Source organism: Mesorhizobium sp. Primo-A, from assembly GCF_003997175.1.
GTDB lineage: Bacteria > Pseudomonadota > Alphaproteobacteria > Rhizobiales > Rhizobiaceae > Mesorhizobium > Mesorhizobium ciceri.
This window is the reverse complement of sequence record NZ_RZTG01000002.1, coordinates 231,979-253,227: the sequence shown is the minus strand read 5'-3', so window position 1 is coordinate 253,227 and position 21,249 is coordinate 231,979. Positions and strand designations below refer to the sequence as shown.

The window sequence follows — 21,249 nt, the reverse complement described above, 5'->3', positions numbered from 1 at the left end:
TATCTTTAAGCATAAAGGAAATGGGGACGGGGCGTGAGCGAGTTCGACGCCATCTTTGTCGGGGCGGGCCACAACAGTCTGGCATGCGCTGCGCATTTGGCGCTCAAAGGCTGGAAAACAGGGGTTTTCGAGCGCGGCGCGGCAATCGGCGGCGCCGTCCAGACGCGCGAATTCACCCTTCCCGGCTTCCGCCACGATTTCGGCGCGATGAATCTCAGCCTCTTCGCCGGCTCGGCCTTCCACCGGAAATATGCAAATGAATTGAAAGCGCAGGGGCTGGAGTTCGCCCCGGTCGCCGACTGTTTCGCCAGCGCATTCCCTGACGGGCGCTGGTTCGGCGTCAGCAACGATCTGGAAAAGACCGCCGCGCGCATCGCCGCCTTCTCAGCCGCCGACGCCGCCACATGGCGCAGGCTGGTCGCCGCCTTCCCGGCGGAGGCCGAACACCTGTTCCGGCTGCTGGGTTCGCCGATGAGTGCCCGCGCGCTTGCCGGCACGGCGTGGAACCTGTGGCGCAAGAAGGGCATGTCCGGAGCGCTCGATACGGGCCGGCTGCTGCTGTCCTCACCCCGCGCCTGGCTGGAGGAAACTTTCGAGTCGCCGCATATCAGGGCAACGCTCGCCACTTGGGGCATGCATCTCGACTTCGCCCCGGATATCGCCGGCGGTGCGGTTTTCCCCTATCTGGAATCGATGGCCAACCAGAGTTTCGGCATGGTGCTGGGCAAGGGCGGCGCCGACACCATCATCCGTGCCCTCTCTGGCATGGCGACCTCCGCCGGCGGCAAGATCGTCACCGGCGCCGAAGTCGCCGAGATCACCGTTTCGGCCGGCAAGGCGACCGGCGTACGGCTCGCTTCGGGCGAGACGCATACCGCCACCAGGGCAGTCATTGCCGGCGTCGCGCCCAAGGCGCTGACGGGCAAGCTGCTGCCCAATGGTTCGGGCGACGCCGGCTTCGACACGGCGATGCAGAAATTCCGCCATGCGCCAGGCACGATGATGATCCACCTGGCGCTGGACGATTTGCCGGATTGGCGTGCCGGAGCGGAGCTTCGGCAGTTCGCCTATGTGCATCTGTCGCCGTCGCTCGACGCCATGTCGCGCACCTATCAGCAGGCCATGGCGGGCATGCTGCCGGACGAGCCTGTGCTGGTGGTCGGCCAGCCGACGGCGATCGACCCGTCGCGGGCGCCTCAGGGAAAGCATGTGCTGTGGGTGCAAGTGCGCATGCTGCCGGCCGAAATCCTGGGCGATGCCGCCGGCAAGATCGCACCGGACCATTGGGACAAGGTGAAGGAGGTCTACGCAGACCGTGTCCTCGACATCATCGAGACCTATGCGCCCGGCCTGCGCAACAAGATTCTCGGCCGCGCCGTCTTCTCGCCCATCGACCTCGAGCGTGAGAACCCGAATCTCGTCGGTGGCGACCAGGTCTGCGGCAGCCATCATCTGGCGCAGAACTTTTTATTCCGCCCGGCGCGCAACTATGCCGGCTGGAACACGCCGGTGGCGCATCTGCACCTCACTGGAGCCGCGACATGGCCGGGCGCCGGCACCGGTGCGGCGTCGGGCTTCATGCTCGCACAACAGCTTGGCGGGAGGTAGGAGCCGGAGATTTCCTTGAGGCTACGAGGGGCAAGGCGCTGCTGCCCAAGAAGCCTGAACCAATGACCTGAAGACGCCGCGCAGAAACAAAACCAACAAGGGGAACGACCATGACAATCAACAGACGGGAATTGCTCGGATACAGCGCCGCGGCACTCGGGGTGGCCGCCGTCGGCCTGCCGCAGATCGCTAGGGCGGCTGCCGGCGAACTGACCATCGCCTACAATGTCAACCTGCCATCCTGGGATCCGACCACCGGACCCTCGGCCGTCAACCCGACGATCCAGGGGCTTTACCAGTCGGTATTCGACCAGTTCATCCCGCAGAAGCCCGATTTGTCCTTCGCGCCGGGCCTGCTCACCGAATGGGGCTGGAACGACGACCGCACGAAGATCATGATGACGGTGCGCGAAGGCGTGACCTGGCATGACGGCTCGCCGTTCACGGCCGAGGACGTCGTCTGGTCGCTACAGCGGGCAGGCGACGAAAAGACCGGCAACCCGATCCAGTTCGTCTGGAAGAACGTCAACAACTTCAAGATCGACGGCAACAAGATCACCGGCGACGTCGTGCAGTTCGACCCGGTCTATTTCAAATGGATGTCGTTCCTGACCGGCTACATCATGCCGAAGGCCTATTACGAGAAGGTCGGCGCCGAAGGTTTCGAGAAGGCGCCGATCGGCACCGGCCCCTACATGGTGGAAAAGTTCGAGCGCAACGCTTTCCTGCGGCTCAAGGCAAACCCGAACTACTGGGGCGGCAAGCCGGCCTTCGAGAATGTGACGATCAAGTTCGTCGCCGACGCGGCAAGCCGCGTCGCCGAGATCGAATCCGGCTCCTCGCAAGTGACGCTCGAAATCCCCTACGAGGAGTATGACCGGCTGATCGCCAAGGACGGGCTGGCCGGCTCGTGCAAGAACGTTTCCGACATCGGCATGATCTTCTTCAACGACATCGAGGCGATGCTGGACAAGAACGTCCGTCAGGCCGCCGTGATGGCCGTCGACAAGAAGCTGCTGGTCGATCGCCTGCTGCGCGGCTACGGACAGCCGATCGATACGCTGGAAACGCCGGAATACGCATCCTACGACGCGTCGATCAAGGTCGAGCACAATCCGGAAAAGGCCAAGGAATTGCTGGCTGCCTCCGGCTATTCGCCGGAAAAGCCGGTCAAGTTCACCATCCAGACGACCAAGGGCTTCAAGCCCAAGGACTATGAGATGATCCAGGCGATCGTCGGCATGTGGCGCAAGGTCGGCATCGAGGCGACGATCGAGGTCTACGAGATCGCAAAGCACTACGAACTGCGCGCCGCCGATAAGCTGGCGCCGGCCGCCTTCTACAACTGGGGCAACGCCATCGGCGATCCGACCACCTCGACCGGCTTTGCCATGTACGGCCCGAGCCCGCATTCGGTGTGGGACAGCCAGGATTTGATCGACATGATCAACCCGCTGTGGGGCGAGAAGGACGAGGCCAAGCGCATCGCCGGCTGGAAGGCTGTCGACAAATACATCGCCGAGCAGGCCTATGTGCTGCCGCTGATGCAGTATGCGCAGCCCATCGTCCATGCCAAGGGCGTCAATGTGGTTCAGCATGTGTCGGGCGCGCTGCTGCCGGCCCTGATGACCCCGGCCTGAGAGAGTCGAGAAAGGCGCGCTGTCGCAAAGCCGGCATGCCTTCTCCCAACTTGCGCAGGCCCCCTCATCCGGCCCTTCGGGCCACCTTCTCCCCGCTGGGGAGAAGAGACCGGCTCAGCCGTCAGCGACCTCTTCTCCCCTCGGGGAGAAGGTGGCCGCGAAGCGGCCGGATGAGGGGTCTTCGTTCCATCAGTCACCGAAACGCATTAGGCCTACGCCAGAATGCTCCTGCAAAGATTCCTGATCCGTCTGCTGACGATGCTGATCACGCTGTTCGGCGTGGCCGTCGTCGTCTTTGTCGTGATCCGCGTCGCGCCCGGCGATCCGATCGCCATGATGCTGCCGCCTGGTGCTACGGATGCCGACATTGCCCGGCTGCGAGCGCTCTACGGCCTCGACAAGACCATCGTGCAGCAATTCTTCATCTGGCTGTCAGGCGTCGCCAGGGGCGATTTCGGCACCTCGATTTCGCTCAGGCAGGATGTGCTGGGTCTCGTCTTCAACCGGCTGCCAGCGACGCTGGAGCTTGCCATCGTCGCGCTTGTGATGGCGGTGGCGCTCGGCGGCACGACGGCAATCATCGGCGCGCGCGAACGCGGCACGGCGGTCGAGGCCGGCATCGACATCGCCAGCGGCGCGGCGCTTTCCATTCCCGACTTCCTGTGGGGCCTGGTGCTGATCCTGCTGTTCGGCGTGCTGGTGCCGATCTTCGACATTTCCGGCCGGGTGTCGCCGCAGCTCGACCTGCCCTTCGTCACCCAGTTTTATCTGTTCGAGAGCTTGCTTCGTCTGCGCCTCGACCTGACCTGGGATCTGCTGAAACACATGCTGATGCCGGCCGTGGCGCTGGCGCTGCCGCTGGCGGCGATCATCTCGCAGCTGCTGAAACAGTCGCTGAAGGAAGTGCTCGACCTCGACTACGTCGTGCTGGCGCGGGTCAAGGGATTCTCGGAAACACAGGTCATCCTGCGCGAAGCGCTGAAGAATGCCGCGCTGCCGACGCTGACGCTGGTCGGCGTGCAGTTCACCTTCCTCATCGGCGGCACCGTCATCGTCGAACGGCTGTTTTCCTATGAAGGCCTCGGCAACATGGCGATCGACGCCGTCATCAACCGCGACCTGCCGCTGATTCAGGGCATCGTGCTGGTCTTCGCGCTGCTGTTCGTGCTGATCAACCTCAGCGTCGACATGATGTACGCGCTGCTCAATCCAAGGCTGCGCCATGGATGAGGGCCGCGCTCAAAGACGAGCTGTGTCGCCGCGTCTGTGGCTTGCCGGCGGTTGGCTGCTGCTGGCGCTTCTGGCGGCAATCTTCGCGCCGCTGGTCGCGCCGCAGGATCCGCTGGCGCAGGATTTGATGCTGGAACGGTTGCCGCCGTTCTGGATGGCCGGCGCCGAACCCGGCTATTGGCTCGGCACCGACAGCCTCGGCCGCGATCTGTTGTCCCGGCTGATCTTCGGCGGCCGCATCGCCTTCATCGTCGCTTTCGCCGCGGCCATCGCCGCCTGCCTGGTCGGCTCGATGCTGGGGCTCATAGCCGGCTATTTCGGCGGCTGGGCCGACCGCATCATCTCGCGCATCGTCGATGTCTGGATGGCATTTCCGCCGGTGCTGTTCGCCATCCTTTTGGTTGCGGTGCTCGGCACAGGCTTGAGTTCCGTCATCCTGGCCATCGCCATCATCGACTGGACGCGTTTCTGCCGGGTGATCCGTGCCGAGACGATGGGCCAGTCGCGCATGGATTATGTCGAGAATGCCCGCATCGCCGGCTATGGCCGCATCGGCATCATGCTGCGCGAAGTGCTGCCCAATGTGGTGCCGTCAATCGTGGCGCTGCTGTCGCTGGAAATGGGCATCGCCGTCATCGTCGAGGCGATCCTGTCCTTCGTCAATCTGTCGATCTCGACCGACGACCCGACCTGGGGCGGCATCATCGCCGAGGGCCGGCTGTCGATCCATCAGGCCTGGTGGGTGCTGGTGTTCCCGCTGATCACGCTCATCCTCACCGTGCTGTCGTTCAGCCAATTCGGCGAGGCGTTGAAGACGCGCTTCGACCCGGTGCTGCGATGAGCGCGGTCTGCCTTGACATCGCCAATCTGAGCGCCGTGCTGCCCAACGGCCAGCGCATGCTGCGTTCGGTGTCGCTCTCCGTCCAACCCGGCGAGGTCCGCGCGTTGGTCGGCGAAAGCGGCGCCGGCAAGACGATGATCGGCAAGGCTGTGCTTGGTGTGCTGCCGTCGAGCGTGCGCATCGTCGAAGGCGATATGTTGCTTGAGGGCGAAGACCTCGGCAAGTTGCCGCCCAAGGCACGGCGCACGCTGATCGGGGCATGCACGGCGCTGATCCCGCAGGACCCGCTGACCGCTCTCAACCCGTCACGCCGCATCGGCTCGCAGATGACCGACCGGCTGGTGCGCATCCTCGGCTGGAGTGGCGAGAAGGCCGATACCCGCATTCGCCAGTTGCTGGACGAGGTGCAGATCCGCGACCCCGACCGCGTGCTCAAAAGCTATCCGCACGAACTGTCCGGCGGCATGCGCCAGCGCGTGCTGATCGCCGCCGCCTTCGCCGCGGAGCCAAGGCTGATCGTCGCCGACGAGCCGACCACGGCGCTCGACGTCACCGTGCAGAAGCAGATCCTGCGGCTGATCGCTGCGTTGCAGCGCGAGCATGGCACGGCGATCCTGTTCGTCACCCATGATCTCGGCGTCGTCGCCAAGATCAGCCAGAGGGTCTCGGTGCTCTATGCCGGCAAGGTGGTGGAGGAGGCCGAGACCGCAGCGCTCTTCGCCGCGCCGCAGCACCCCTACACACGGGCGCTGATCGCGGCGACGCCACGCTACACCGATCCTTTCGCCTCGCTAAGACCGGTGGACGAGGCGGTGCTGGCCGGACTTGCTTCGGAGATCGCTGCCGCCGACCAAGCCTGGAGGCGGCCGCATGGTTGAACCGTTGTTCTCCGTGCGCGGGCTGAAGGTCGCGCTGCCCGACATGACGCGCAAGCCACTGATCGGCCGCGCGCCATTGGCCGAAATCCTGAAGGGCCTGGACTTCGACCTGCCGCGGGGCTCGGTGACCGGCATTGTCGGCGAATCCGGTTCGGGCAAGTCGACGCTCGGCCGCGCTTTGGTGCGCCTGCTGGAGCCAAGCGCCGGCAGCATCCGCTTCGACGGCCGCGACATCACCAATCTGCCGGAAGCGGAGCTGCGGCCGCTGCGGCGCAATCTGCAGATGATTTTTCAAGATCCGATGTCGTCGCTCAACCCGCGCTGCACCATTACCAGCATTATCGCCGCGCCTTTGAAGCAGAATGGTCTTGGCGACAACCTGAAGGCGCGCGTCGCCGAGGCGCTGCAGCGTGTCGGCCTGCCGCAAAGTTTCGCCAGCCGCTATCGGCACGAACTGTCGGGCGGCCAGCGCCAGCGCGTCGGCATTGCGCGCGCGCTGGCGCTGTCGCCGAAATTCGTGCTGGCCGACGAGATCGTCTCGGGCCTCGACGTCTCGACGCAGGCGCAGATCCTCACCCTGCTGGAGGAGCTTGCCGCGGAGATGGGGCTGACCGTCGCTTTCATCAGCCACGATCTGTCGGTCATCCGGCGGCTGTGCCGGCAGGTGATCGTCATGCGCGAAGGCGTGATCGTCGAAGCGAGCGCCACCGACACCTTGTTCGACAAGCCGCGGCAAAGCTACACGCGCGATCTCATCGCGGCCATTCCGCTGCCCGAGATCGATGCGAGCTGGCTCGACATTCCTTCCGCAGCCAAGCCGCCGACATGAATGCATACGCACGCCGACGAGCGGGCCTCGGACGTGCGACCACAAAGACCAAGTCCCGCCAAATGGAGAGGACTGACATGAAGACCACAATCGCAATTGCAACGCTCGCCGCCGCGATGCTCGGCAGCGCCGGCATGGCCTCGGCGGATTCGATCCCGGGCATGCGCGGCCACGACCACACCGGGATCACGGTTCCCGACATGAAGCAGGCGGTCGACTTCTTCACCGAAGTGGTCGGCTGCAAGAAGGCGATGTCGTTCGGCCCGTTCGCCGACGACAAGGGCACCTTCATGCAGGATCTCCTGGGCGTCGATCCGAAGGCGGTGATCGAAGAGGTCACCATGGTGCGTTGTGGCTACGGCTCGAACATCGAGCTGTTCAAATACACAGCACCGGACCAGAAGGACCTGACGCCAAAGAACAGCGACATCGGCGGCTTCCACATCGCCTTCTATGTCGACGACGTCGCCGCTGCCAAAGCCTATCTCGACGGCAAGGGCGTCAAGACACGCTTGGGACCATTGCCGGTCAAGGAAGGACCCGCCGCCGGCCAGACCATCCTCTATTTCCAGGCGCCCTGGGGGCTGCAACTGGAAGCGATCAGCTATCCCGACGGGATGGCCTATGAGAAGGGCGCCGAGACGGTGTTGTGGAGCCCGAAGAGCCCGGAAAAGTGATCGGCAGCGCGCTTGCGCGATGACACGCAGGCGCGCTTTCGCCATGTCAGGACGATCGTTCTGATATGAAACTTTAAGCTTGAAATATCTTATCGCCGGCGCGATACTGAACTCCAGCAAGCGAAGAGGAGATCGCACAGATGAAGGTTGCGGTTCTCGGCGGCGGACCAGCCGGCCTCTACTTTGCCATTTCGATGAAACTGAGGGACGCCGCCCACGATGTGACGGTGTTCGAGCGCAACCGCGCCGACGACACGTTCGGCTGGGGCGTCGTGCTGTCGGCCGAAACGCTCGACAATCTGTCGAAAAACGATCCGGTCAGCGCCGTCTGGATCAAGAAGCACTTTGCCTACTGGGACGACATCGCCGTCATTCATGACGGCGTGCGCACGGTCTCGTCAGGGCACGGTTTCTGCGGCATCGGCCGCAAGCGGCTGCTGGTCCTGCTGCAGCGCCGGGCGCGTGAACTCGGCGTCAAGCTGATGTTCGAGACCGACATCGCCGATCCCAAGCCTTACATGGAGACGCACGATCTGGTCGTCGCTGCCGACGGCCTGAACTCCAGGGCGCGCAACAGTTTCGTCGACATCTTCAAGCCCGACATCGACACCCGCAAATGCAAGTTCGTCTGGCTCGGCACCAACCAGAAATTCGACGACGCCTTCACCTTCATCTTCGAGAAAACCGAGCATGGCTGGGTGTGGGCCCACGCCTACCAGTTCGACAGCGACACCGCGACCTTCATCGTCGAGTGCAGCGAGCAGACCTGGGCTGCCTTCGGCTTCGGTGCGATGTCGCAGCAGGAATCGATCGCCGTTTGTGAGCGGATCTTCGAAAAACATCTCGGCGGCCACGCCTTGATGACGAATGCCAACCATATCCGCGGTTCGGCCTGGATCAATTTCCCGCGCGTGCTGTGCGAGCGCTGGTCTTACAAGAATCTCGCGCTGATGGGCGATGCAGCGGCATCGGCGCATTTCTCGATCGGCTCCGGCACCAAGCTGGCACTGGAAAGTGCTGTGGCGCTGGCCGAATATGTCGAAACTGAGCCGGACCTGGATGCCGCCTTCCGCAGATATGAGGATGCCCGCCGCACCGAGGTGCTCAAGCTGCAATCGGCGGCGCGCAATTCGCTGGAATGGTTCGAGGAGGTCGAGCGCTATCTCGGCCTCGATCCGGTGCAGTTCAACTATTCGCTTTTGACCCGCTCGCAGCGTATCAGCCACGAGAATCTGCGACTGCGCGATGCCGAATGGCTTGAAAGCGCGGAAGAATGGTTCCAGCGCCAGGCGGGCGCCGGCGGCAACAGCCTGCGCCGCGCGCCGATGTTCGCGCCGTTCAAGCTGCGCGACATGAGGCTGCAGAACCGCGTCGTCGTTTCGCCGATGGCGCAGTACAAGGCTGTCGACGGCTGCCCGACCGACTGGCATTTCACGCATTATGCCGAGCGGGCCAAGGGTGGCGCCGGTCTCATCTATATCGAGATGACCTGCGTCAGCCCGGAAGGGCGCATCACGCCCGGCTGTCCCGGCTTCTACGCGCCCGAGCATGAGGTGGCGTGGAAGCGGCTGGTCGATTTCGTCCACACCGAGACCGAGGCCAAGATCTGCGCCCAGATCGGCCATTCCGGCGCCAAGGGCTCGACCCGGCTCGGCTGGGAGGGCACTGACGTGCCGTTGGTCTCAGGCAACTGGCCGGTGATGGCGGCTTCGGCCGTTGCGTGGTCGCCGCAGAATCAGGTTCCGAAGGCGATGAACCGCGCCGACATGGACCGCGTGCGCGACGAATTCGTCGCTTCGGCCGAGATGGCCGATCGCTGCGGCTTCGACATGCTCGAAATCCACGCCGCGCATGGCTATCTCTTGTCGTCCTTCATCACGCCGGTCACCAACCGGCGCACGGATGAATATGGCGGTTCGCTGGACAATCGCATGCGCTATCCCCTCGAAATCTTCCGCGCGGTGCGCGCCGCCTGGCCGGCGGAGAAGCCGATCTCGATGCGCATTTCCGCCAATGACTGGGTCGGCATCGAGGGCGTGACGCCGGCCGACGCGGTCGAGATCGCGCGGCTGCTGCATGAGGCCGGCGTCGACATCTGCGATGTCTCGGCAGGCCAGACCTCGGCACTGGCCAAGCCTGTCTATGGCCGCATGTTCCAGACGCCGTTTTCCGACCGCATCCGCAACGAGGTCGGCATGGCGACGATGGCGGTCGGCAACATCTACGAGCCGGACCATGTCAATTCGATCCTGATGGCCGGCCGCGCCGACCTGGTGGCGCTGGCGCGGCCGCATCTCGCCGATCCCTACTGGACGCTGCATGCCGCCGTCACGCTCGGCGACCGCGGTGTCAAATGGCCTGATCCCTATCTGCCCGGACGCGACCAGCTCTACCGTCTGGCCGAGCGCGACGCCGCAGCGGGGCTGAAAGTATGACGGCCGCCGCGACGATACCCGGCAAGCATGCGCTGGTCACTGGCGGCGGCTCCGGCGTCGGGCGGGCCATCGCGCTGGCGCTGGCTGCTGCCGGCATCGGCGTCACCATCTGCGGCCGCCGGGAAGCAGAGCTCGCCAAGGTGGCCGGCGAAAACGACCGCATCTCTGGCATCGCCGCCGATGTCACCGACGAGGCGGCAATGGCGGCGCTCTACGAGAGGGCGCAAGCCGCGCGCGGCCCGTTCGACATCGTCGTCGCTAATGCCGGCATGGCCGGCAGCGCGCCGGCGCACAAAACCGCGCTCAGCGACTGGCAGCGGACGCTCGACGTCAATCTGACCGGCGCCTTCCTGACGGTGAAGCCCGCGCTGGCCGGCATGGCCGCGCGGAAGACGGGACGAATTGTTTTCATCGCCTCGACCGCCGGCCTGAAAGGCTACGCCTACGTCGCGTCTTACGTCGCCGCCAAGCATGGCGTCATCGGCCTGATGCGGGCGCTTGCCGCCGAAACAGTGAAATCCGGCGTCACCGTCAACGCGGTGTGCCCAGGCTTTGTGGAAACCGAAATGCTGGAAGAGTCCATCCGGCGCATCATCGAAAAGACCGGCCGCTCGGCCGAACAAGCGCGATCGAGCCTTGCCTCGACCAACCCGCAAGGCCGCTTCATCCAGCCGGATGAAATTGCCGCCGCCGTGCTGTGGCTGTGCGGCGACGCCGCCCAATCGATCACCGGACAGGCGATTTCCATCTCAGGAGGCGAAACATGGTAGCCGGCCCCCTGCCCGCGCCGTCGAGACCCGGCAAGGACCGCTTGCGTCTGTGGATCAGGCTGCTGCGCGCCTCGCGCACGATCGAGGCCGAGCTGCGCGAGCGGCTGAAGAAGGACTTCAACACCACGCTGCCGCGCTTCGACGTGATGGCAGCGCTTTATCGCGCGCCGGAAGGCATGCTGATGAGCGACCTGTCGCGTTTCCTGCTGGTCTCTAACGGCAATGTCACGGGCATCGTCGACCGGCTGGTTTCGGAAGGACTTGTCGCCCGCGCGCGGCGCAATGGCGACCGCCGCACCTCGATGGTGCGGCTGACCGAGGAAGGCACGCAGGCCTTTGCCGCGATCGCCGCGGCGCATGAAGGCTGGATCGGCGAATTGCTGGGCAAGGTCAGTGAGGACGACGCGCGCCGGCTGACCGGCATGCTGACCTCGTTCCGCAGCAACTGGGAGGGACGCGAATGACCGCAATGGCCGGGCGCAAGCCGAAGCATTTCCTCTGGGAGGTCGAGGGCAGGATCGCCAAGGTCCGGCTCGATCGGCCGGAGCGCAAGAACCCGCTGACCTTCGACAGCTATGCGGAACTCCGCGACACGTTCCGCGACCTCGTCTATGCCGACGATGTCGACGCCGTGGTGTTCCTTTCCAATGGCGGCAATTTCTGCTCCGGCGGCGATGTCCACGACATTATCGGCCCGCTGGTCAAAATGGACATGAAGGAGCTCCTGGTCTTCACCCGCATGACCGGCGATTTCGTCAAGGCGATGCTGAATTGCGGCAGGCCGATCATTGCGGCGGTCGACGGCGTCGCGGTCGGCGCCGGCGCCATCATTGCGATGAGCTCCGACATCCGCATCGCCACGCCGGAAGCCAAGACCGCATTCCTGTTCACCCGCGTCGGCCTCGCCGGCTGCGACATGGGCGCCTGCGCGATCCTGCCGCGCATCATCGGCCAGGGCCGCGCCGCCGAACTGCTCTACACCGGCCGCACCATGACGGCTGATGAAGGCGAACGCTGGGGTTTCTACAACCGGCTGGTCGATGCCGCCGCGCTTGAAGCCGACGCGCTCGACATGGCGGCGCGCATCGTCTCCGGCCCGACCTTCGCGCACGGCATCACCAAGACCCAGCTCAACCAGGAATGGTCGATGGGCCTCGACCAGGCGATCGAGGCGGAAGCGCAGGCGCAAGCGATCTGCATGCAGACCCGCGACTTCGAACGCGCCTACAAGGCGTTCGTGGCCAAGGAAAAGCCGGTGTTCGAGGGGGATTGAGGATGATGCTTTGCGTGGAGACGTTGGCGGGAGGGGGGCGCCGTAGTGCGCAAGGCCTCAATAGCGGGGCCACCAATGCCTGACCGTTCCTTCCTCTCCTGGCCGTTCTTCGAAGACCGCCATCGCGAACTAGCCGAGCACCTCGAGACATGGTGCACGACCAACCTCCCAGTCGATCACCATGATGTCGACGCCGCCTGCCGCGAGCTGGTCAGCAAGCTCGGCCGAGACGGCTGGCTGAAGCCAACGGCGCTCGACACCGACAACCCGGGTCCCCTCGACGTCCGCACTTTGTGCATCACGCGCGAGACGCTCGCCCGCCATGACGGGTTGGCCGATTTCGCCTTCGCCATGCAGGGGCTGGGCACCGGCGCGCTCAGCCTGTTCGGCACGGTGGAGCAGCGGCAATGGCTTTCGAAGACGCGCGCCGGCAAGGCGATATCAGCCTTCGCCCTGTCGGAGCCGCGCTCGGGATCAGATGTCGCCAACACGGAAATGACGGCGACCCGCGACGGCGACAGCTACGTTCTTACAGGCGAAAAAACCTGGATCTCCAATGGCGGCATCGCCGACCTCTATGTCGTCTTTGCCCGCACCGGCGAGGCGCCGGGCGCCAAGGGACTTTCCGCTTTCCTCGTGCCTGGCGACGCCAAGGGCCTTGGCATCGCCGAACGGCTCGAAGTGATCGCGCCGCATCCGCTGGCGCGGCTGTCTTTCGAGCGGGTCCGCCTGCCGGCCACCGCACTGATCGGCAAGCCAGGCGACGGCTTCCGCATCGCCATGTCGGTGCTCGATGTGTTCCGCTCGACCGTCGGTGCGGCGGCACTCGGCTTTGCCCGCCGTGCACTGGATGAAAGCATCAAACGCGTGGCCGAGCGCAAACTATTCGGCGCGCCGATGGCCGAATTGCAAATGGTGCAGGGGCACATCGCCGACATGGCGCTCGATGTCGATGCGGCGGCGCTGCTGGTCTACCGCGCCGCCTGGACCAAGGACATGGGTGCGCCCCGCGTCACCCGCGAGGCGGCGATGGCCAAGCTGTTTGCCACCGACAGGGCGCAAGAGGTGATCGACAAGGCCGTGCAGCTGCACGGCGGCGACGGCGTCCGCAAAGGCCACATCGTCGAAAGCCTGTATCGCGAGATCCGCGCGCTGCGCATCTATGAGGGTGCCTCCGACGTGCAGAAAGTGGTGATTGCGCGGCAAGTGATGGGCGCGGCCTGAAGCAGGTCGCGCCCACGGACCAGACTGTTTTGACAATGGATATTGCGAACCGAGTTTTGACGAATCGGGAGACTGAAATGCACCAGATTCTGCAGCCGGAAGGCTGGGCCAAACCTGTCGGCTACGCCAACGGCGTCGCGGCGCGCGGTCGGCTCGTCTTCGTTGGCGGACAGGTCGGCTGGAACGGCCAATGCCAGTTCGAAACCGACGACTTCGTCGGCCAGGTGCGGCAAACGCTTCAGAACATCGTCGCGGTGCTGGCGGAAGCCGGCGCGGGGCCGCAGCACATCACCTCGATGACCTGGTACTTCACCGACAAGGCCGAATACCTTGCCAATCTCAGGGGTATCGGCGAGGCCTATCGCGAGGTCATCGGCCGGCATTTTCCGGCGATGGCCGCCATGCAGGTGGTGGCGCTGGTCGAGGATCGCGCCAAGATCGAAATCCAGGCCACCGCCGTCATTCCGGAATAAATTATTGGCTGCCTCAGGAATAAATTATTCGCGAAGCCCCGCCTGCCTCAAGATCGGCAGCACGTGATCGCAGAAATAGGGCAGTTCTTGCGTGTAGTTGACGAAGGACAGCGCGATGCCCTGATAGCCGTGCCCGGCAATTGCGACCATGTCGGCGGCGATCGTTTCCGGCGTTCCGATCAGCGGGTAGGTGCCGGCGCCGCCGGCGAAACGCTGCCGGTAGCGGTCATAGGCGTGCGGGTCGTGCGATTGCGAGAATTCCTTCTTGCCGGCCATGTGGGCATCGACGGCGTCATGGTCGGCCATATCGACGGCGTAGCGCGTGTAGTAGGCCTGCGCCTCTTCCATCGTCGGGCGGCAGACGACATGCGCCACGGTGTAGACGCCGACATCGCGGCCTGCCTTATCGGCCCGCTCGCTGATGTCGGCGACATGCTTGCCGGCATCGCTCATTTCCGAAAATGTCGTGAACAGATAATCGCACCGGGCGGCAGCGAAATCGCGGCCCGGCCCGCCGAAGGCGGCGTTCATGGTCACGGGGCGCGGAACCTGCAGACTGGCCGGCCGGCTGACAGCCTCCTTGAGGCGGTAATAAGTGCCTTCGTAATCGAGCGGCTCGGCCGACGCATAAAGCTTTTCCAGGATTTCGATCCATTCGGCCGCCTGATCGTAGCCCTTCTCGACCAAAGGCGTGCCGAACATGCCGAATTCCTTCGGGTTCCAGCCGCAGACGATGTTCAAGCCCGCGCGTCCCTGGCTGATATGGTCGACCGTCGCCAGCGCCTTGGCGGCATAGAGCGGATGCACCAGCGGCACATGCACGGTCATGAACAGGCCGATCTGCTCGGTGGCCATGGCGAGTGCCGCCGCCCAGGTGAAGGTCTCGAACGACCATTCGCGCACCTTGTTGCGGCCGCCGAAGCCGCGCCAACGCGCGATCGGCAGCATGAACTCCAGCCCGGCGCGGTCGGCGATCTGGGCTGCGGTCACATTGTCCTGCCAGCTCGCCGCCCAGCGCTCCGGCACATCGGTGATGGCAAGCCCGCCATCGGCATTGGTCGAAAAGACGCCAAGCTTCAGTCTGTTCGAGCCGTGCAAAGGGTGTGGTTTGTTCACGTCGCGACCTCCCGGCGAAGATCGCACGCTAGGCCCGCGCGGAAATATTTCAAGCCTGAAATAGCTTGGCGTCACCATCGCTCGCGGGTATCGGTTCCAGCGGGCCGCACCGTGTCCACCACGCAACGGACATCGCAGCTTTTTAAGCTTAAAACTTTCGCCTTGAAAAGCGCCGCACTTTGGATAAGCATTCCGGAGTCGATGGCGATTGCCGTGCCGGACGGGCTTGCCGGCCAGTCCATCGAGCAGACCAGTCCATCGTGCCGGCCAGTCCATCGTGGGTGCTCCGGGTGGGAGTCTCAGTTCTTGTCGTTCATACTGCCCCAGTCATCATCCAACACGCGCCATGCCTTCGATGACGTGCGCGCGGATTCGCGGTCTGCAACACACAACATCGCCAACCGTGACCGCATGGTCGCTGCCATGAATTGACGCCCTGCGTGAAGCGGGGCGGCAAAAAACCGTGCGGGAGCAACCCGCCCGATCAACAACAGAGGGAACAAAAATGAGCTTCACGCGTCGCAAATTGCTTCTTCTCGCCGCCGCCATCGGCATCGCCGCCGGCCCCGCCACCGCTTATGCCGCGGATGTGCTCAATGTCGGCGCCTACCCGACCAACCCGCCCTTCGAATTCAAGAACGAGAGCGGCACTTTCGAAGGCTTCGAGGTCGACATCGTCAACGAAGCCGCCAAGCGCATCGGCATGACCACCGACATCGCCGATCTCGGCTTCCAGGCGCTGTTTGCCGCCACCACCTCGAAGCGCATCGACGTCGCCATCTCGTCGATCACCATCACGGCGGAGCGGCTGAAGTCACAGTCGTTCACGCAGCCCTATTATGATTCCGATATGGGCATCGCCACCAAGGCCGACAGCCCGATCAAGGCCGAGGCCGACCTCAAGGGCAAGATCATCGGCGTGCTGTCCGGTTCGACCGGCGAAACCTGGGTCAAGGCGCATCAGGAAGCCGACGGCTTCAGCGACGTGAAGGGCTACGACACGCAGCAGAACCTGCTGCTCGACCTCAGCGCCGGCCGCGTCGATGCGGCAGTCAGCGACATTCCGGGCATGGAATATTCCTTCACCAAGATGAAGGACCTGGTGGTCAAGGAGCGCATCAAGACCGGTGAGCAATACGGCCTGATGATGACCAAGGACCACCCGCTGCTCGGCAAGCTGAACGATGCGCTGAGCGCGATGAAGAAGGACGGCACGCTGGCCGCGATCCACAAGAAGTGGTTCGGCAGCGACGCGCCCGCCGACTCTTCGACCATGAAGGAAATGCCGCTGCCGAAGGCCTGAGCTGAAGGCTGCGGTAACATCGTGCCGGCTTTCCAGGCCGGCACGATTCTTTCACGCCTGGCCGCCGGCTTCTGCCGCAGATCTCCTGCCCTCGGCGGCCCATGAGTTTAACGTGAGCATTCTTTGCTCTGGGGTTCGGGAACGCTCCCATGTCGCTGATCGACACCTTCTTCAACCCCGACGTCATTATGTCCAGCCTGCCGGCGCTGCTGCGCGGCTTCCTGAACACGCTGCTGCTCGGCATTTTGAGCATCGGCATCGGCATCCCCATCGGCCTGGGGATCAGCCTGGTGCGGCTCTATGCGCCGAAGCCGTTGCGCTGGCTCGCGGTCGGCTACACCGACATCTTCCGCGCCCTGCCGGTGCTGGTCGTGCTGATCCTGATCTACTATGCGCTGCCCTTCCTCGGCATACGCCTGTCGTCCTGGGCATCGGCGGTGACAGCCTTCGCCTTCATCATGTCGGCCTACTCGGCCGAGGTGTTCCGCTCCGGCATCGAGAGCATTCCGCGTGGCCAGTTCGAGGCGTCGCAGGCGCTTGGCCTGCCGTTCCTCCTGACCTTGCGCAAGGTGGTGCTGCCGCAAGCGATCCGCGTCGTCATCCCGCCGATGACCAGCAACTGCGTCTCGATGTTCAAGGACACCTCGCTCGCCTCCACCGTGGCGCTGCCGGAACTCTTGAAGGAAGCGACCAACGCGCAGTCGCTCTACGCCAACCCATCGCCGCTGATCGGCGCCGCCCTTGTCTATCTCATCTTCCTCTGGCCGATGGTCCGCCTCGTCAGCCTGCTTGAAGAGCGCTTCAAGACCGAAAAGAAGCGCTGACCTCGCCAACCGATCCCACCCCGTCCAAGCCCTCCGCAGGAGCCTACCCGTGAATAAGCATCAAACCGACAATGCGAATGCCACCGCGTTCCCCGTCGACACCATCCGCGCCATGTTTCCAGCCTTGCAGCGGGCCGGCGATTTCATCTTTTTGGACAACGCCGCCGGCGCGCAGATCCCGCAGAGCGTGCTCGACGCGGTGACCAATCATCTGGTTTCGCACAATGTGCAGCGTGGCGGCCGCTATGGCCGCAGCGTCACCGTCGACCAATCGGTCGCCGATGCGCGGACAAGCGTCGCTCTGCTCATCAACGCCTACAGCCCGGCGGAAATCTGCTTCGGCATGAATGCCACCTCGTTCATCCGCCTGGTCAGCCTCGGCATCGGCCAGATGCTGCAAGAGCGCGACGAGATCGTCGTCACCGACATGGATCATGACGCCAACATCGCGACTTGGCTGGCGCTGGAATCGGCCGGTGCGAAATTCAAATGGTGGCGGATGCGTGAGGACGGCAATCTGCATGTCGACGATCTGCGTCCGCTGGTCTCGGACCGCACCCGCCTGGTCGCCTGCACGGTCACGGCGCACTCGATCGGCTCGATCGTCGATGTCGCTGCGGTGGCTGGGATCGCGCATGCGGCCGGCGCCGAAGTGTTCCTCGACTGCGTGCATTACGGGCCGCATGGACTGATCGACGTGCAGGCCTGGGATTGCGACTATCTCGTCTGCTCCGGCTACAAGAATTTCTCGCCGCATATGGGCTTCCTGTGGGGCCGTTTCGAAACGCTGAAGCGGCTGCCGACCTTTCGCGAGGACTTCATCCCCGACGAGCCGCCCTACAAGGTCGAGGCCGGCACCTTCATCTACGAGAACGTTTCCGGCATGGATGCGGCGGTGCAGTATCTGGAACTGATCGGCCGCAATCTGGCGCCGTCCAACAACCGCTCCCGACGCGAAAACATCGTTGCCGGCATGGGCGCCATCCGCGACTACGAGCTGGTGCTGGCGCGCGAGATGCTGGCCGTGCTGAAGGATTGCGGGGCAACCATCTACGGCGTTGCCGACGAGGCGCGCATCCATGAGCGCGTGCCGACCTTCTGCTTCAACATCGGCAAACTATCGCCGCAGCGGGTCGTCGAGGAAATGGCCGAGATGCAGATCGGCATCCGCGACGGCCACATGTACGCGCCACGGCTGATGAAGCGTCTCAACCTCTCGATGGACAGCGGCGCCATCCGCGCCTCGTTGGTCCACTACAACACGGTCGAGGAAGTCCGGCGCTTCGGCGAAGCTCTGCGTGCGATTGTCGCGAAGTTGTCCCGAGCTGCGGCCTTCGGGCCGGTCGAGTAGTAGGCTGCGGCTACATTGGGGGTCGTAATCCTGGGGTCTGCGCGACGCTTCGCCCTAGGCCCTGTACTGATAAATGAAAAAGGACTGCGATAGGTGGAAAACTGCCCTCCCAGCATGCAAGATGGCTGATGGCCAATTTATCGTTCCAGCACTTGAACACCGATTGGAATGCCGAGCCCAATGCTCCTGACATAGAGCTGGTAGTCGAAGGCAACAGCGTCCGCCTTTCCTTTCGTCTTAACCCGTGGGCCTACAGTGCCGAGCCTGGAGAAATTGCGACGCTACGATTCCTCGGCTGCAGTCGTTTTCGTTGGGACGCGACGAACGATCATGCATGGTTTGCAGGAAAAGGGCTTTACGGCGGTCAGGCTCCGAAATGGGGCGAGTTCTACGAGGTTATGGGCGACACTCGGGTCGTCGAGGATGACGATTGGGATGTCTTGTCGGCGGATTTGCCGACCTCCCGTCAATTCCTGTTCTACTTCCGTGACGACACAATTGAGATCGTGGCTCAAGATTGGTTGCTGACACGGGAAACACCACTGGCCGCTGAGGACCCCTCCGGCTGAGACTTTCATACTGCGGCGGAATCTGATTCAGACTCCGCAATAATATGAAGGTCCCGGTCGAAAAACGACTCCATTGCGGATCTACACCCAAGGATATATGCTGTCGCAGCGCGCCTAGGCATCCCGCTTCACCATCGCGCATGTTCCATGAAAGTAAAGAATAGATTCGACTCGCTCATGCACGCGGTCTGTGCTGGTCATGGGTATTGCGGAGGAATGCACGGCGACAAATTCATGCATGTCACCGATTTTATCCCTCAATCCGGTGATGTCACAGCGGACCAATTCGTGGAATGGGTCTTTCTAGCTGAAATTGAGAACAAGAGTGAGCGAATGTCCCCCAGATGGGATCGGCATCGCCAAAGGATACGAAGCTATTTTGTTGAGTACATGGGATCAGACGTCATCGATGCCAGCCAATTAAAATGGGGTGTAGAGGGCTAAGCCAGCCCCTTTGCCCTGCTTCCCAATCATCGCGGTCATACTGCATTTATGAGTTCACGACCTAGGATGACGAAAAGCCTCAGGCGGCCTTCTTCTTCGCCAGCCTCGCTTTGATCGACGCGACGTCGGCGCGCGGCGTCGCGGCGAACAGCGTCCTGGTGTAGCTGTGCTTGGGGTCGGCGAAGACCTCGTCGCGCGAGCCGTATTCCACCGCTTCGCCGAAATACATCACCATCACATCGTCGGCGATGTAGCGTACCACGGACAGATCGTGGCTGATGAAGACGTAGGTCAGCTGGAACTCGTCCTGCAGGTCGGCGAGCAGGTTGAGCACCTGCGCCTGCACCGACAGATCGAGCGCCGAGACCGGCTCGTCCAGCACCAGCAGGCTCGGATTGAGCATCAGCGCGCGGGCAATGGCGATGCGCTGGCGCTGGCCGCCGGAGAACATATGCGGATAGCGATTGTAATGTTCGTGACCGAGCCCGACCTTCTTCAGCATCTTCATCGCCAGGTCGCGCCGCTCGGCCGCCGGCTTGTCGGTGTTGATCAAAAGCGGCTCGCCCAGCACGTCGCCGATCTTCTGGCGCGGATTGAGCGATCCGTAGGGGTTCTGGAAGACGATCTGCACCTTGCGGCGCATCTCCTTGGTCAATCCGCCCTTGGCGATGTCGACCTTGTTGCCGTCGATGAACAATTCGCCCGATGTCGCCGGATCGATCAGCGTGATGATGCGGGCAAGCGTTGACTTGCCGCAGCCGCTTTCGCCGACAATGGCCAGCGTCTTGCCCTTGTCGACCTTGAACGAGACGCCCTTGACCGCGTGCACGGTGCGCGGCCCGGTGAACAGGCCGCCGCCGATGTGGTAGTCGCGGACGATGTTCTTGCCTTCGAGAACCGTGGTGCTCATCAGGTGGCTCCCGCAGCAGAAGGCGCCGGCTCGAACATCATGTCGGAAACGGTCGGCAGCCGGTCGCCGACGGCGTTTTCCGGCAAGGCCGACAACAGCGCCCGCGTGTAATTGCTCTTTGGCGATTCAAACAGCGACAGCACGTCGGCCTCTTCCATCTTGCGGCCCTTGTACTGGACGATGACGCGGTCAGCGGTCTCGGCCACCACGCCCATATTGTGGGTGATCATGATCAGGCCCATGCCGTATTTGGCCTGCAGCGAAACCAGCAGATCGAGGATCTGCTTCTGGATGGTGACGTCGAGCGCCGTGGTCGGCTCGTCGGCGATCAGCAGTTTCGGATTGCAGGCAATGGCGATGGCGATCATGACGCGCTGGCACTGGCCGCCGGACATCTGGTGCGGGAAGGAACTCAGCCGCTCTTCAGGGTCGGCGATGCCGACCAGCTTCATCAGTTCGATGGCACGCGCCCGGCGCTGGGCGCGGTCCATGCCCATGTGGAAGCGCAGCACCTCCTCGATCTGGAACCCGACGGTGAAGCACGGGTTGAGGCTGGCGATCGGCTCCTGGAAGATCATCGAGATGTCCTTGCCGACGATCTTGCGGCGTTCGGACGGGCTGAGCTTCAGCAGATCGACGCCGTCGAAGGCCATGCGGTCGGCCTTGACGGTTGCCGTGTTGGGCAACAGCCCCATCACCGCCAGCATCGACACCGACTTGCCGGAGCCGGACTCGCCGACGATCGCCAGCACTTCGCGCGGCTCGATCGACAGGTCGATACCTTGCACGGCCATGAACGGTCCGGCCGCGGTGTCGAAGGAAACGGTGAGGTTCTTGATCTCGAGCAGAGGCAT

The 21,249-nt window shown here is 63.6% G+C and carries 20 protein-coding genes; 17 read left to right on the top strand and 3 right to left on the bottom strand.

Annotated elements, in window-relative coordinates; all coding sequences use genetic code 11:
* Positions 1-33 precede the first annotated feature (33 nt).
* The 13 genes from EOC83_RS03980 (at position 34) to EOC83_RS03915 (ending at position 13,878) form a co-directional block, all read left to right on the top strand.
* Positions 34-1,608: an NAD(P)/FAD-dependent oxidoreductase gene (locus tag EOC83_RS03980; RefSeq protein ID WP_063169952.1), complete on the top strand. Its 1,575-nt coding sequence runs from the start codon at positions 34-36 to the stop codon at positions 1,606-1,608.
* Between the two features lie 110 nt (positions 1,609-1,718).
* Positions 1,719-3,248: an ABC transporter substrate-binding protein gene (locus EOC83_RS03975; protein ID WP_027161803.1), complete on the top strand. Its 1,530-nt coding sequence runs from the start codon at positions 1,719-1,721 to the stop codon at positions 3,246-3,248.
* 222 nt (positions 3,249-3,470) lie between these two features.
* Positions 3,471-4,478 (top strand): ABC transporter permease, encoded by a 1,008-nt coding sequence (locus EOC83_RS03965; protein WP_013527972.1) that lies wholly within the window; start codon positions 3,471-3,473, stop codon positions 4,476-4,478.
* Complete coding sequence (locus tag EOC83_RS03960; RefSeq protein WP_013527973.1) at positions 4,471-5,319, top strand: ABC transporter permease; 849 nt, start codon at positions 4,471-4,473, stop codon at positions 5,317-5,319. The genes EOC83_RS03965 and EOC83_RS03960 overlap by 8 nt, the downstream gene beginning before the upstream one ends.
* Positions 5,316-6,197 (top strand): ABC transporter ATP-binding protein, encoded by an 882-nt coding sequence (locus EOC83_RS03955; protein WP_063169951.1) that lies wholly within the window; start codon positions 5,316-5,318, stop codon positions 6,195-6,197. Before EOC83_RS03960 ends, EOC83_RS03955 begins: the two co-directional genes overlap by 4 nt.
* Positions 6,190-7,026 (top strand): ATP-binding cassette domain-containing protein, encoded by an 837-nt coding sequence (locus EOC83_RS03950; RefSeq protein WP_063169950.1) that lies wholly within the window; start codon positions 6,190-6,192, stop codon positions 7,024-7,026. The genes EOC83_RS03955 and EOC83_RS03950 overlap by 8 nt, the downstream gene beginning before the upstream one ends.
* A gap of 77 nt (positions 7,027-7,103) precedes the next feature.
* Positions 7,104-7,703, top strand: a complete 600-nt coding sequence (locus EOC83_RS03945) for a VOC family protein (protein WP_063169949.1) — start codon at positions 7,104-7,106, stop codon at positions 7,701-7,703.
* A gap of 140 nt (positions 7,704-7,843) precedes the next feature.
* Entirely contained in the window at positions 7,844-10,138 is a 2,295-nt protein-coding gene (locus tag EOC83_RS03940; protein ID WP_063169948.1) for a bifunctional salicylyl-CoA 5-hydroxylase/oxidoreductase, read from the top strand.
* Complete coding sequence (locus tag EOC83_RS03935) at positions 10,135-10,908, top strand: SDR family NAD(P)-dependent oxidoreductase (RefSeq protein ID WP_063169947.1); 774 nt, start codon at positions 10,135-10,137, stop codon at positions 10,906-10,908. Before EOC83_RS03940 ends, EOC83_RS03935 begins: the two co-directional genes overlap by 4 nt.
* On the top strand, positions 10,902-11,372 hold the full coding sequence (locus EOC83_RS03930) for a MarR family transcriptional regulator (RefSeq protein ID WP_063169946.1): 471 nt from the start codon (positions 10,902-10,904) through the stop codon (positions 11,370-11,372). The genes EOC83_RS03935 and EOC83_RS03930 overlap by 7 nt, the downstream gene beginning before the upstream one ends.
* Positions 11,369-12,181, top strand: a complete 813-nt coding sequence (locus tag EOC83_RS03925; RefSeq protein WP_063169945.1) for an enoyl-CoA hydratase family protein — start codon at positions 11,369-11,371, stop codon at positions 12,179-12,181. Before EOC83_RS03930 ends, EOC83_RS03925 begins: the two co-directional genes overlap by 4 nt.
* Before the next feature lie 75 nt (positions 12,182-12,256).
* Positions 12,257-13,405: an acyl-CoA dehydrogenase family protein gene (locus tag EOC83_RS03920; RefSeq protein WP_063169944.1), complete on the top strand. Its 1,149-nt coding sequence runs from the start codon at positions 12,257-12,259 to the stop codon at positions 13,403-13,405.
* A 77-nt stretch (positions 13,406-13,482) separates the two neighbouring features.
* Positions 13,483-13,878, top strand: coding sequence for a RidA family protein (locus EOC83_RS03915; protein WP_063169943.1), 396 nt, complete (start codon positions 13,483-13,485; stop codon positions 13,876-13,878).
* 24 nt (positions 13,879-13,902) lie between these two features.
* Here the strand turns inward: EOC83_RS03915 and EOC83_RS03910 are convergent, their stop codons facing one another.
* A complete protein-coding gene (locus tag EOC83_RS03910) occupies positions 13,903-14,994 on the bottom strand; it encodes an LLM class flavin-dependent oxidoreductase (RefSeq protein WP_063169942.1) in 1,092 nt (363 codons plus the stop codon).
* A 505-nt stretch (positions 14,995-15,499) separates the two neighbouring features.
* Here EOC83_RS03910 and EOC83_RS03905 point away from each other — a divergent pair.
* From EOC83_RS03905 to EOC83_RS03890, 4 genes are all read left to right on the top strand, one after another.
* Entirely contained in the window at positions 15,500-16,297 is a 798-nt protein-coding gene (locus EOC83_RS03905; protein WP_024503391.1) for an ABC transporter substrate-binding protein, read from the top strand.
* A 149-nt stretch (positions 16,298-16,446) separates the two neighbouring features.
* A complete protein-coding gene (locus EOC83_RS03900; RefSeq protein WP_013527987.1) occupies positions 16,447-17,121 on the top strand; it encodes an amino acid ABC transporter permease in 675 nt (224 codons plus the stop codon).
* Between the two features lie 49 nt (positions 17,122-17,170).
* Positions 17,171-18,472 (top strand): cysteine desulfurase-like protein, encoded by a 1,302-nt coding sequence (locus EOC83_RS03895; RefSeq protein ID WP_063169940.1) that lies wholly within the window; start codon positions 17,171-17,173, stop codon positions 18,470-18,472.
* A 128-nt stretch (positions 18,473-18,600) separates the two neighbouring features.
* Positions 18,601-19,041: a hypothetical protein gene (locus EOC83_RS03890; RefSeq protein ID WP_063169939.1), complete on the top strand. Its 441-nt coding sequence runs from the start codon at positions 18,601-18,603 to the stop codon at positions 19,039-19,041.
* A gap of 523 nt (positions 19,042-19,564) precedes the next feature.
* Here the strand turns inward: EOC83_RS03890 and EOC83_RS03885 are convergent.
* Together EOC83_RS03885 and EOC83_RS03880 are read right to left on the bottom strand one after the other, a co-directional pair.
* Positions 19,565-20,395, bottom strand: coding sequence for a dipeptide ABC transporter ATP-binding protein (locus tag EOC83_RS03885; protein WP_063169937.1), 831 nt, complete (start codon positions 20,393-20,395; stop codon positions 19,565-19,567).
* A complete protein-coding gene (locus EOC83_RS03880) occupies positions 20,395-21,249 on the bottom strand; it encodes an ABC transporter ATP-binding protein (RefSeq protein ID WP_024503389.1) in 855 nt (284 codons plus the stop codon). The genes EOC83_RS03885 and EOC83_RS03880 overlap by 1 nt, the downstream gene beginning before the upstream one ends.